This is a genomic window from Mongoliitalea daihaiensis (genome assembly GCF_021596945.1).
Lineage (GTDB): Bacteria > Bacteroidota > Bacteroidia > Cytophagales > Cyclobacteriaceae > Mongoliitalea > Mongoliitalea daihaiensis.
Window position 1 is genome coordinate 4,474,073 of record NZ_CP063779.1, and the last position, 13,781, is coordinate 4,487,853.

Sequence of the window (13,781 nt, forward strand, 5' to 3'; positions counted from 1 at the left end):
GCCTTATAGCCGGTTTTTTTTGTTAAAATCTTCGCTTATTCGGGTTTAGATTAAAGTACCCGATGAGTTCATCATATCTTGAACCCATATCTCGATAATATACAAAAATCTCATATTCGTTCTCTGCTTCAAAAAAACTTCCCTCTAAGGACCGTGTATCAAACCCACTCGATGTCTTGTATCCATACATATAGTCGTACCACCCTTGCTTCATCAAAAGTGTAGCCTCGTAAGTATTACTGCGCTTATTCAATTCCATTTTTGCAGCAGGATCCTTGCCCCATTGGGTAAATGCCCCAATGATGTAAGGGGTATCTGTGACACCTTCTGCCGACAGACTAAATGTGGTCATCATATACTCGCTTTCCAGATCGTAATTTCTTCGCTCCAAGTTCATGATTGCAAACTGCCCATTGACATCTAAGTATTCATTGTATACAGTATTTTTTCGTACACCATCAACTCCGGATTCCGCATATACTATATCAGATTCCATGCGTATAGACCGTACATTTATCCCTCTTGCACGAACAAATCGCAGATCAATAAAGCGAAACTCATTGCCACCCCAAAAGACGTTAGAGCCATCAAAAAGATTGTATTCAATCATCCTCGTATCTTCCCTTAACATGGTAGGTTTATTCAAAATCCGATTATTCTCCCATTGCTGATTTTGACGGATAACCACACGTAAATTGTTCAAGGGATCAAATAGCTCTCTAGCTCTATAATTTACCGATACATTGATTTGCTGTACTTCCCTCCTATTTTCATTTTGACTCGGAGGCACTACCCTTCCCGCAACACCTAACGTTTTCTGATAGACCATAAAGCGCTTCGTGAGTACGGTTTGATTGATATCTCGACCACGATACATAACAAGTACATAGTTTCCTGATTTGGAGACTGGAGGAACAATAAAGTTGTAATGTATGTAGGGAATGCGCGTATCAATAGAATAACTATAATCCAACACATTAAACTCATTGAATTGATTTAGATATTCTGGCTCTTTTAAGTCTGATGGAGACCAATCCATTGTACAGTGAATAAGTTTCACTGAATACAAATCAGGATCGTAGGCTAAGTCATCAAAACTCAGCTGTAGTTGAACACCGCTATTCAATTCCACAACTGGGGTATTGAACTGTGCAGAAAAATCACCTGCTCGTGGAAAAAGCCTGGCGGACAAAATATTCTCATCAAAAACTTTATCCTCATAAACTGTCTGCCCTAAAAGAGGCTGAAAAATAACTAAAAAAATAATAATCAAAATTACCCTCATGATTCTCATTATTTGTATTAATTACTTCATTTAGTAAAACTACATTTTGGAAGAAGCCAAAATGTACTCAGCATCCACTGTCATGATATGACAGGAAGGTTCATCAAAATCTACAAGTAAATGCAGTTTTTACAGTACTGTACACATTCAAGCATCCTCAAAAGAGTAATTGCCAGGCTCTAATGGCATAAAATTATTTACCTGTCAACTTTTCTTGCAAATCACCAATAGCCCCTATCAAATCCTCCCAAATATTGTTTAATTGTTGCTCTTTTGATTTTAACAACTCATAGCTTTGATTGAGTTTAGCCATTTTTTCGACAGACTCATAATTTTCGGGTAACGCCATCGCTGCCTCCTTTTCCCCTTTTTCCAGCTCTAGAGACATCACCTGTTCTTCTATTTGAGCCAGTTCCTGTTCCTTTTTCTTTAGCTCTTTTTTCCAAAGATGCTCATCAGACGGATTAATTTCTTTTCGTTTGGAAACCAGTTTTACTTCTGTTTTCAGTACTGTTTTCTCCTCTTGCTGAGACTTCCAATACACAAACTCTTCATAAGTACCCAAGTACTCTTTTATTTGGTGGTCCTCTATATACCAAATTTTATTGGCTACTCCACGAATAAAGTGGCGATCATGGGATACCGTAATAAAGGTACCTTCATATTGCTGCAAAGCCTGTATCAGAATATTAACGGACTGCATATCCAAATGGTTGGTTGGCTCATCAAGCAATAAAAAATTCGCCTCAGAAATCAATGTTTTTGCCAAAGCTACTCGTGACTTTTCGCCTCCAGATAAAACTTTGATTTTTTTAAACACATCTTCGTTAGTGAAAAGAAAACAACCTAAAACATTTCGTAACTCAGTATCTAACTTACCACTTCCTGCTTGCTGCATTTCTTGAAGTATCTCATTATCTACATTCAAGGCCTCCAGCTGATGCTGTGCATAAAATGACTTGATGACATTGAATCCGTGTTCACGCTTGCCTTTTATAGGTTCTGTCCCATCAATTATGCGGAGTAATGTAGACTTACCCTTTCCATTGGCACCAATCAAAGCAATTTTATCTCCTCGCTCAATTCGTGCAGTTGAATCTTCTAGAATCACCAAGTCTCCGTAGGCTTTGGATACTTGTTCCAAAACCACCAAGTCTCTTCCAGACTTTTGGGAAAACTTAAATTTAAAATTTACCGATATGTTATCGTCCACTACTTCATTTACACGTTCCAAGCGATCGAGTGCCTTGACTCGAGACTGTACCTGATTTGATTTGGTGGCTTTTGCCCGAAAACGCTCAATAAATCGCTCCGTCTGCTTGATCATTTGTTGCTGATTTTCATAAGCATTTTGTTGAATTTCCATCCGCTCCTTTTTCTCTTCTTGGAAGAAGGAGTAATTGCCTGAGTAGCTTGTCAGTGTGCCATTTGCTACCTCCACAATTACAGAAACGCAATTATCTAAAAATTCCTGATCGTGAGACACTACAACAACTGCTCCCTCATAGGACTTCAAATAGTTTTCAACCCACTGGATAGAAGGAAGATCTAAGTGGTTGGTTGGTTCATCCAACATGAGTAAAGAGGGTTTCTCTAAAAGAAGCTTGGCTAACATCACTCTCATTCTCCAGCCACCAGAAAAGGTTTTTAAAGGGCGTTTGAGATCCGCTGTTTGGAATCCGATACCTTCCAACACTTCTTCCGCTTTTGCTTTGATCGTGTACCCTTCATTCGCTTCAAATCTATCTTGTAAAGTAGCCAGTTTATGGATGATTTCATCCGAATAATCTGTCTCCATTTGCTTGAGGACTTGATCGATTTCTGCTTGAAGCGCCAAAGTATCCTTGAAAGCCTCCAATGCCACATCCAAAATACTATCTTCAGATTGATACGATAGTAAATCCTGATTCAAAAACCCAATGGTACAATCTTTTGCTTTCTGAACCTCCCCCGAACTTGGTAAATAGTCACCATGAATGATCTTTAGCAGGGTAGACTTCCCAGTACCATTCATACCTACTAAACCAATTTTGTCTTTAGGGCGAATATGAAGAGAAGCATTCTCGTACAGTGCCCTTCCGCCAATAAAATAAGAGAGATTATTAATCGATAACATGGTGCAAAAATAAGGAAACAAACCAAGAATGGACTAGAAATCGAATGATAATACAAAGATGGATCCCAATAAAACAATTCATCTAGCCAAAGAGTACTTAATTTGATATATTACAATCAAATTACATCCATATTCAAAGATAAACATGAGATTTACACCCTTAGTTTTCACAGGTTTCGCACTGTTCTTTTCTTTAGGCTGCGATGCTCAAAAAAAATCTGCTCCTGAAATCCAGCTCGAAACAATTCGACTACCTAAAGGCTTCACGATAGAAGTATGGGCGGATAATATCCCAGATGCTCGTTCGCTTGCATCCAATGAGGATGGTAGCCTTATCTTCGTGGGAAATAGGCAAGGAAAAAATGTGTATGCCTTAAAAGACACCAATGGAGATGGAAAGGCCGATAAAAAATATACACTTGCCAGTGGACTGAGAATGCCCAATGGTGTAGCCTTCAAAGATGGTAACCTCTATGTTGCAGAAGTAAGCCGTATCCTGCGCTTTAAAGACATTGCAAAAAATCTAGACAATCCTTCGTTTGAAGTTGTTTATGATAAATATCCAGACAAAGCTCATCATGGATGGAAGTTCATTGCATTTGGACCTGATGGCATGTTGTATGTTCCTGTTGGTGCTCCCTGCAACATTTGTGAATCAGAAGAAATTTTTGCGAGTATCACACGAATTGATGTAAATAACCCAAATACACCGGAAATTTATGCTCATGGTGTCCGAAATACTGTAGGGTTTGCATGGCACCCAGTAACCAAAGATCTATGGTTTACGGACAATGGAAGAGACATGATGGGGGATGATATTCCTGACTGTGAACTGAATCATGCCCCTATGAAAGGGATGCACTATGGCTATCCATACTGGCATGCGGGGGATATAAAAGACCCTGAATTTGGTTCTAAGGGAAAGGGTCAATCAGCTTACACAGCTCCTGCAGCCAAGCTTGGTCCTCATACAGCTCCTTTAGGAATGCGCTTTTATACGGGTAACCAATTCCCTTCAACATACAAAAATTCCATTTTCATAGCAAAGCACGGCTCTTGGAATAGAAGTAGAAAAATCGGATACAATGTAGTAAGCGTCCTACTAGACGATAATCAAAAAGTTATTAGAGAAGATGTTTTTGCAGAAGGTTGGCTCAATGAAGATACACAAGAGGTGTGGGGTCGTCCCGTAGACGTGCTCCAACTTCCAGATGGTAGTATGTTAGTCTCTGATGATATGGCCAATTGTGTGTATAGGATTCGATACAAAGGATAAAGACCATTAAAAAAGGTAGCCATTTCTGTGCTACCTTTTTTAGTGAATTTCAGTTTATCTCCTATACACTATTGGAACCGCTTGAAAATTACTTCAACCAATCGGGTTTGGTGGTCACAATATTTGACTGTAATTGATTTAGTAAATTATAGAGTCCAAAATAGGTTCGGTTGATATATAAACCATGCCTAGATCCACGTGCCTGACGGGATTTTTTAAACATCTTATCGTTGGAGATACGATCGCCCAATCGGAAAATTTGCTCAAAATATGTGTCGTCGGCAAAATCAAAGGTTTCTGAATGGAAAGGCTTACCTAATAAGGAGATCATCTCTTTAAATACACCTTTGAAGTATATTTTTTCCTCCTCTGTGTCCTTATCAGAGATAAATTCTAATCCATAAAATATTTCATTTAACTCTTCCTCATTGATGAGCAATTCACGCTTAATCAACGAAAAATATCCTTTGTAGAAATCTTCCGGAAGGATTTTTACACAGCCGAAATCTATAATTCCCAATCGGTTGTCCGTCGTAATAATAAAATTACCTGGATGTGGATCAGCATGCACTTGCTGCAAATTATGAACCTGATGATGATAAAAATCCCATAAAGACTGACCTATACGATTTTTATCTTCTTGTGAAGGATTAGTATCAAGCCACTCCTTAATATGTTTACCCTCAATCCAGTCCATCGTAATGATGCGTTCCGAACTCATATCTTCATAATAGCCAGGAAAAGCAAGACCATCTATATGACTACAGGCAGTCGAAATTTCAAGAGATCGCTGCACTTCTAACACGTAATCGGTCTCCTCTATCAACTTACTTTCAACCTCCTCCATATAATGATCAAGCTCACGCTCATTCATATTCAACAAACGCAAAGCAAACGGGCGGACCAATTTCAAATCTGAACTAACCGAATCTGCAACCCCTGGGTATTGTATTTTGACAGCAAACTTCTTGCCTCCGCTCGTGGCTTGATGTACTTGACCTATGGAAGCTGCATTCACAGCTGACTTGGTAAACGTGTCATATAGTTGCTCTGGAGTTTTACCAAAGTACTTTTGAAATGTCTTGACGACCAATGGATAGGACAATGGCGGAGCACTGTACTGAGCCATAGTAAACTTATCCTGATAAGCCCTTGGTAAAAGATTTTTATCCATAGACATCATCTGGGCAACTTTCAGCGCGGAGCCTTTCAGTTCACTCAAAGAATTATAAATATCTTCTGCGTTATTATTATGCAATTCTTCCCTTGAGAGGGATGGATTGACCACCTTTTTTGCATAATGCTTCACATAATTCCCTCCTACTTTAGCACCCGTAGTGATAAACTTGGCTGCACGCTGTACCTTTGATACAGGTATACTCTGCTGCTCTTTCAACTTCCTCTCCATAAACCTGTAGATTATTTGTTTTGATATAAAAACTTGGCAAAGTCAATGAAAGTATCCACTGCACTTTTACCCATCAGGTCGAAGGCTAGGTTCACTGATTTTTCTATAGCTGCATCGGTTTTTTCAAATGCAGGAGACGTATCCTTCAGCCAAAACTGAAACACAAACCACACCTGAAGCCACATGGCTTCATCATAACGATCCGTAATTAAAGGACGGTTAGCTATTTCTTCAGTTTCTTTGCCTTCTAAGATAATTTCATTAGCAAAATCTTTAAACCTAGACTTAAAAGACTTGATTTCAGAAGGCACCATGTTCTTAAGATCATTTTTGCTTTGATAGATAGCCAGCAAATACGATCTATTTTTTTTCAACTCTTCAATCCAAGTGAAAAAGAAACTGAGGAGTTTTTCTCTTGCACTGTAGCTTCTATAAACCTCTTGGGATTCTATGCTTTGGATGGTTTGATCGAAAATATGTCCCCACACAGAGGATTTTACAGCCTCGAAAGAAGTAAAGTAATTATAAAACTCTTCCTCGGACATTTTGAGTTCTTTGGCAAACTTGAATATAGAAGCAGGCTCGTGACCATGTTCTAATACAAAAGATATATAACCTTTGATAATTGTACTTTTAGGATCTGCTTTCGCAGATTTTTTGGCAGGTGCTTTTTCCATGATGTAATTATTTACTCATGATATAACCTGTAAATGCCTCATGAAGTTTAGAAAATCATATCAAATCCACGTGATTTTTTCCATTCAGATAAAGCTTTGCAACAATTAGTGAATATTTCAACCTTTCGTGCCTCAGTTTTTGCCTCCATCAAGCATTCAACCTGACAGTCTTCGTGAGGTCAAATAATGATGAAGGAATAACAGACTTCCTATGACACTAATTGCACTTGCGAACATGATCGGATAATAAAATGAAGCCGACAAATCATAAAGAAATCCACCTACCAAAGGTCCTGAGATGCCTGCGAGCGTTTTTCCTAAAAATACAAATGGATAAATTAATCCAAGATTTTGAATACCATAAACATGTGCTGTTTCCTTAGCAAATAGCACAAAATTGCCCCCAAAACCAAAACCAATCAGGAGAACTACTATCAAGAAAGAGAAGTCACTGTGCTCCATAAAATTTAGAAAAAAAATGGAAATGCCTTGCACCAAAAGCGCTAAAAATATACTCAAACTAGCTCCTATGTAATCACTCACAAATCCCCAAACCAGTCTGCCTAAAAAATTAGCAATGGCAAACAAGGAAACACTCAACACCAATACTTGCAGGGATACACCCTGTTCACTACCAATCAATTTTAAACTGCCGATTATTAATAATCCCGCAAATGTCCCCAAAGACAGCCCGAAAAATAGCTTTTGAAACAGCCTTGTTCGAATTACCATTGCAACTTTCAATTGCTCCATTTGGGCATCTGTTTTTATAGGGTTTTGGTAAATTAAAAAGGACATCCCTATCACTATACTTCCATAACTGAGCGCAAAAAGAATCAGGATATCAAAAATCAAAAACCCTTGATTCAATAAATATTCAATAACTAAGGACATCACCATTGCACCCAAACCAAAGCCAGCCGTTGCAATACCTGTTACCAATCCTTTTTTCTCTGGAAACCAACGAACGGAGGCATTTAAAGCTACCCAATAGCCAAACCCAGTGGCCATTCCCCCAAAAAACCCAATACCTATCAAGACAAGAAAAAAATTTCCTTGTGATAGTCCTCCCGTAAGATAACCGAAAAGAAATAGGACTCCAGATAAGACACCTAGATATTTATGGGATAATTTTTGATCCAATTGCCCAACAAAAACCATGGTTAGGGGAAATACAGCTATCAAAACTCCAAAAATCAGCTGAGCTTGACCGATCGTAAATCCATAATCTTTTACCAGTTCATTGGCAATCACACTCCAAGCATATAGACTCCCCAAACATAACATTATTACGAAGGAAGCGATAATTGTAAAATAATTTTTCATAGACTAATGAGCTGACGAAGGATATTGAAGTTTCAAACGGAAAGATCAAAAGACAAGATTAAATTTAATGAATAAGTTTTGATAGTAATTGTATTGTTAGTCAATAAAAGTTAACAAAGACAAATTTACTCATTAAAAAAATGAATAAATTACGGAAAAATTCATATAAAAGTATGATATTTATCATGATTAGAAACTAGTTCAGTGACCAATCGTACACTAATTTTGCGAAGCAAATCAAGAATAATTTAATCATATCTATATGTTAACCCAAGAAGAAAAGTTAGAAATCGCATGGAGAAATTTCCGCACAGGTTTGTGGGAAAAAACCATCAATGTCAGAGACTTTATTCAAAAAAACTACCACCCTTATTCAGGCGATGATTCGTTTTTGACAGGAGCAACAGAACGGACCAAAAAACTATGGGATGCTCTGAAGCCCTTACTAAAAGAGGAAGTAGAAAAAGGTGTTTTGGGGGTTTCACAAATCCCATCTACGGTGGCGGCACATGCTCCAGGCTACATTGATAAGGACCTAGAGATAATTGTAGGGCTTCAAACAGACGAACCGCTCAAACGTGCCATCATGCCTAAAGGTGGCTGGCGTACAGTAGAAGATAGTCTGAAGGCTTATGGGTTCGAGCCAGATCAAAAAATCGCAGAAATATTCACCAAATATGCCAAAACACATAATGACGGTGTATTTGATGCCTATACAGAGCAAGTCCGCAAATGTCGAAAGTCAGGAATCATTACCGGACTTCCAGATGCCTATGGGAGGGGCCGGATCATTGGAGATTACAGAAGACTACCCCTGTATGGCTTGGATTTTTTGATTCAACAAAAGATCAATGAAAAACAAGAAATTGACACAAGATGGTCCACAGAAGATATCCTCCGATTGAGAGAGGAGCTTTCTAGTCAGATACGGTCATTGAAAGAATTGAAATTAATGGCTGAAAGTTATGGTTTTGATGTGTCACAACCAGCAAGCAACGCTAGAGAGGCTGTTCAATGGCTTTATTTCGCATTCTTAGCAGCTGTCAAAGAACAAAACGGAGCAGCTATGTCCGTAGGTCGGATATCCACCTTTTTGGATATTTACATTGAAAGAGACTTGGAAGAAGGTAGCTTAACGGAGTCACAGGCACAAGAGTTGATCGATGATTTGATCATCAAGTTCAGAATTGTTCGCTTTTTACGCACCCCTGCTTACAATGAATTGTTTTCGGGAGATCCTACTTGGGTAACAGAATCCATCGGTGGTATGGGACAAGACGGCAGAACAATTGTGACTAAAAACAGCTTCCGGATGCTAAATACACTCTATACTTTAGGTCCGGCTCCTGAACCAAATCTAACTGTTCTTTGGTCTACGAGACTTCCCCAAGGTTTCAAAGACTTTGTGGCAAAGGTCTCTATAGACACATCATCCATTCAATACATGAACGATGACCTGATGCGACCAAAATATGGTGATGACTCAGGTATCGCATGCTGTGTATCCGCTATGGCTATAGGGAAACAAATGCAGTTTTTTGGTGCGAGAGTTAATTTACTTAAAACTTTGCTGTATTCACTCAATGGCGGAAAAGACGAAGTTAGTGGTGCTCAAATTGGCCCAATGATTCAGGAAATGGAGGGAGATTACTTGGATTATTCAGAAGTCATGAAGCGATTTGACGTGTTGATGGATTGGCTTGCACGTACATATGTAGACGCATTGAACATCATCCACTACATGCATGACAAGTATTGTTACGAATCCATTTTGATGGCCTTCCATGATCGTGATATTCTCCGAACTATGGCTTTTGGTTTGGCAGGATTATCACATACCGCAGACAGTTTATCCGCCATCAAATATGCAAATGTCAAGGCTATCCGAAATGAAGCTGGCTTAATCGTAGATTTCGAGGTGGAAGGAGAGTTTCCGAGATATGGGAATAATGACAACCGCGCGGATGACATTGCTGTCATGCTTTGCTCCAAGATGATGGAGAAAATCAGAAATTATCCAACCTACCGAAATGCAACCCATACGCAGTCTATTCTCACGATCACTTCAAATGTGGTATATGGCAAGCAAACAGGCAACTCACCTGATGGAAGAAGAGCTGGTGAACCATTTGCCCCTGGCGCAAATCCATCCAATGGGGCCGATAAATACGGCGCGCTCCCTGCTATGCTTTCAGTGGCAAAATTGCCTTACGATGATTGCGAAGATGGTATTTCCTTGACAATCTCCATGATTCCAAATTCTTTAGGACCGGAGGAGGAAAAAGTAGAAAAAGTGGTAGGTGCACTAGATGCATTTATAGCTTCCAATGGTTTTCATGCAAACCTAAATGTACTGAGAAAAGAAACACTTCAAGATGCTATTGATCATCCTGAAAAATATCCGCAACTGACCATTCGTGTATCCGGTTATGCTGTTAATTTCGTTAAATTAACCAAAGAACAGCAAGTGGACGTACTAAACAGAACATTCCATGGATCGATCTAATTAGGTAATATGGGTTCAAATAAATTAGCGCGTAGCAGGTATGAACTTAAAACTTCTGGTAATGAGGAAAACTCTGAGTTACCAGAAGTAACTATTCATCCCGAACTGCTCACCACCTCTACCATACAGTCTCACATAGACGATGGCTCCATAGGCTATGTGCATTCCTATGAAATCGGAAGTACCATGGATGGTCCTGGCATTCGTTTCGTTTTATTTTTGACAGGCTGTAAACTGCGTTGTCAGTATTGCCACAATCCAGACACATGGAACATCAGAAATGGCAAGCCATATGCCTTTGAAAAAATGATGCGAAAAATCTACCCGTATATAGAGGCATTGAAAATTTCCAAGGGGGGACTAACGATATCAGGTGGAGAACCAGGCTTGCAGCATGCATTTGTAAAAAGGATTTTCAAAGCTGCAAAAAAATTAGGGCTGCATACCTGCTTGGATACCTCTGGATTTTTAGGAGCTAATTTTTCTGATGAGGATTTGATGGATATAGACCTTCATCTGCTTGACATCAAGTCAGGGGATCCGGAAATTTATAGACGGGTCACAAAGCAATCCATTGAACCAACTTTAGCGTTAGCTACCAGGCTCTCTAAGCTTAAAAGACCTATTTGGGTTCGCTTTGTATTGGTTCCCGGACTGACTGACAGTTGGGAAAATGTAGAAAAAGTAGCCGATATCTGTGCCGACATACAATCCCTAGAGCGGGTTGAAATCTTACGATTTCATCAGCTGGGAAAAAGTAAATGGGAACAATTAGGTATCAATTACTCATTGGCTGAAACCGAAACGCCTTCTCAAGAACTCGTGGAAAGGGTTCGTGAACAGTTTAAAGCGAGAAATCTCGTCGTTTACTGATTTCATCTCTTTTGGCACCCCCCTGCTGTTGAAATTTTTACAAAAAGTAATAGCAAAGGTTTAATTTGGAGCATATCCAAACCAAACCTTTGAATATTTTTTTGCGTAATGAAAATTCTGCATCAGTATATTATTTCAAATCAAGTCAATCATTAAAATAATTAATGGTTTTGATTAAAATACCTGATGAATTCAAAACATTGTTCTAAAAAACTTCAACACTATGAATTCGGGAAAGTTAAAGTTCAGTGCCTTGAGTCCGTTGATTCAATTCATTCAAAAGAGTACATTCAGCTCTTTCTTGTTGTTCTTTGCGGCATTATTGGCGCTAATTTTAGCGAATACGCCTGCCAATAGTCATATCCAATGGATCCTCAGCCAAAAAATAGGATTCAGCATAGGTGAGTTCAGCGTGTACAAATCACTTTTATTATGGATCAATGATGGCTTGATGTCCATATTTTTCTTCGTTGTAGGTTTAGAATTGAAGAGAGAGATCATAGCGGGCGAATTATCCAATCCTAAAAATGTCTTAATGCCGATTGTAGGTGCTATCGGCGGCATGTTGATACCAGCATCGATTTACATTGCTTTCAATGCAGGTAATGGAACAGAAAGCATGAATGGCTGGGGAATACCCATGGCAACCGATATCGCTTTTGCTTTGGGTGTGTTATACCTCTTAGGGCCGAGGGTTCCGATTCAATTGAAAGTTTTCTTAACCGCACTAGCAATTATTGATGATATCGGCGCTGTATTGGTGGTAGCTCTATTTTATACCTCAGAAATCTCCACATTCAATCTAACCATAGGCTTAGGGATTTTAAGCTTGATGTTTGCCCTTAATCTCTTGGGCGTCCGTAGAGTATTTATCTTTGCGGTATTGGGTATTGGAGGTGTATGGTTAGCAACGCTATTATCGGGTGTTCATGCTACTATCGCAGCGGTCTTAGCAGCTTTCGCAATTCCAGCGGATAGAAGAATTGATAAGTCTGATTACTTAAATTCCATCAGCAGCCTTACAAAAAAGTTTAAAACGGCCAATAAAGCTGAAAAAGATGAGTATTTGCTTTCAGCAGATGAAGAGAACATTATAGGTGAGATCAAGCGTATTTCAAAGGCATCGATTTCCCCCTTACAGCGATTAGAGCGCAGTATGCATGGATTGGTGATTTACTTTGTTATGCCCGTGTTTGCTTTAGCCAATGCCGGAGTTGTAATTGATAGTGATTGGATGGAAATGATTACCAGTCCAGTCGCATTAGGTGTAGGATTAGGGCTTTTACTCGGTAAGATTATAGGCATTTTTGGTTTATCAATGCTAGGAATCAAAATGAAGTTATTCGCTATGCCTGTTGGGTTGAACGCTCGTCTGCTACTCGGGATTTCTTTTTTGGCAGCCATTGGTTTTACCATGTCTCTATTTATCAATTCTCTTGCTTTTGAAACTGTCATTTACCAAGAGCAAGCAAAAATGGGAATCCTGTTAGCTTCCCTGATTTCAGGTTTGACTGGATACAGCCTTATCAAACGTGAATTAAATAAACTGGAAAAAGCAACTGAAACACCAGAAATGCTTGACAAAAAAGAGAAAGGAAAAGTGCTTGTAGGTTAGGTAGAAGAAATGAGCTGTTAGTAATTTATCATATATTTTCCAAAGGGTTATGAATTTTGCGTTACCTCTCAAAATTCATAACCCTAAACTCTTTTCGGCTTTTTTTTGATTTAAAAAGAATTAAGTATTTTAGATTGGTGATAGACTACCAATTAATTTTAGGATTCACATGATTTTGCCTAAATACTTCAAATAATTTTAAAGGAGTTTTCGCTTCAACTTGATAACACTAGAAACGGAATTTTAACAGTTGACGACATTGACAATGGAAGTTTTGACAATTGTGCTGTAGCATCTAGAGTCTTATCAAAAACAAATTTAACTATGCAGATCAAGGTCTAACTAGTAATTCTGGATGTATAGCGGAACAAGAAGTTTCTGTGATATCCGTTGAAACAGCATGCGGTAAGGTTGGGCAAAATAGAGTTGCCGTCTGTCAAGTCCTACCAAATGGCAGAAGGACAACTTTATGCTTAAATCCTAATGCAGTTGAAGCATTCTTGAGGAAAAACAAGGGATCTTTTATAGGTAGTTGCACTACGGTATTCAGATTTGAAAGCGAGCCAGAAGTAATTTCAGTCGCATGGAATACGCTATTTGAGACTATTCAGCAAAAAATTATGGTTCAAAGTGAACATTGGTTTAATCGTAAAAAGATTGGATTAGGCATATTAGGTACCAGCTGCAAGGATCAACGTA

General features: G+C 38.8%; 9 protein-coding genes. 4 read left to right on the top strand and 5 right to left on the bottom strand.

Annotation, left to right across the window (positions count from 1 at the left end; genetic code table 11):
- Window positions 1–22 precede the first annotated feature (22 nt).
- A complete protein-coding gene (locus IPZ59_RS18895) occupies window positions 23–1,285 on the bottom strand; it encodes a type IX secretion system plug protein (protein WP_236137597.1) in 1,263 nt (420 codons plus the stop codon).
- Window positions 1,286–1,478: 193 nt separating this feature from the next.
- Window positions 1,479–3,401, bottom strand: a complete 1,923-nt coding sequence (locus IPZ59_RS18900) for an ABC-F family ATP-binding cassette domain-containing protein (RefSeq protein ID WP_236137598.1) — start codon at window positions 3,399–3,401, stop codon at window positions 1,479–1,481.
- 145 nt (window positions 3,402–3,546) lie between these two features.
- On the opposite strand from IPZ59_RS18900, the gene IPZ59_RS18905 reads away from it, so the two are divergent.
- Window positions 3,547–4,677: a PQQ-dependent sugar dehydrogenase gene (locus tag IPZ59_RS18905; RefSeq protein WP_236137599.1), complete on the top strand. Its 1,131-nt coding sequence runs from the start codon at window positions 3,547–3,549 to the stop codon at window positions 4,675–4,677.
- Window positions 4,678–4,765: 88 nt separating this feature from the next.
- Here IPZ59_RS18905 and IPZ59_RS18910 read toward each other — a convergent pair whose 3' ends face one another.
- The 3 genes from IPZ59_RS18910 to IPZ59_RS18920 all read right to left on the bottom strand — a co-directional run bounded on the left by IPZ59_RS18910 (window position 4,766) and on the right by IPZ59_RS18920 (window position 8,088).
- Window positions 4,766–6,085 carry an ABC1 kinase family protein gene (locus tag IPZ59_RS18910; protein ID WP_236137600.1) on the bottom strand — a complete coding sequence of 440 codons (1,320 nt, stop codon included), beginning with the start codon at window positions 6,083–6,085 and terminating at the stop codon, window positions 4,766–4,768.
- Between the two features lie 11 nt (window positions 6,086–6,096).
- Entirely contained in the window at window positions 6,097–6,762 is a 666-nt protein-coding gene (locus tag IPZ59_RS18915; protein WP_236137601.1) for a TetR/AcrR family transcriptional regulator, read from the bottom strand.
- A gap of 156 nt (window positions 6,763–6,918) precedes the next feature.
- Entirely contained in the window at window positions 6,919–8,088 is a 1,170-nt protein-coding gene (locus tag IPZ59_RS18920; RefSeq protein ID WP_236137602.1) for an MFS transporter, read from the bottom strand.
- A 262-nt stretch (window positions 8,089–8,350) separates the two neighbouring features.
- Here IPZ59_RS18920 and pflB point away from each other — a divergent pair, with 262 nt between their 5' ends.
- The 3 genes from pflB (at window position 8,351) to nhaA (ending at window position 13,082) form a co-directional block, all read left to right on the top strand.
- Window positions 8,351–10,594, top strand: a complete 2,244-nt coding sequence (pflB, locus tag IPZ59_RS18925) for a formate C-acetyltransferase (protein WP_236137603.1) — start codon at window positions 8,351–8,353, stop codon at window positions 10,592–10,594.
- A gap of 9 nt (window positions 10,595–10,603) precedes the next feature.
- Window positions 10,604–11,467, top strand: a complete 864-nt coding sequence (gene pflA / locus IPZ59_RS18930; protein WP_236137604.1) for a pyruvate formate-lyase-activating protein — start codon at window positions 10,604–10,606, stop codon at window positions 11,465–11,467.
- A 223-nt stretch (window positions 11,468–11,690) separates the two neighbouring features.
- Window positions 11,691–13,082 (top strand): Na+/H+ antiporter NhaA, encoded by a 1,392-nt coding sequence (nhaA, locus tag IPZ59_RS18935; protein WP_236137605.1) that lies wholly within the window; start codon window positions 11,691–11,693, stop codon window positions 13,080–13,082.
- Window positions 13,083–13,781: the final 699 nt, after the last annotated feature.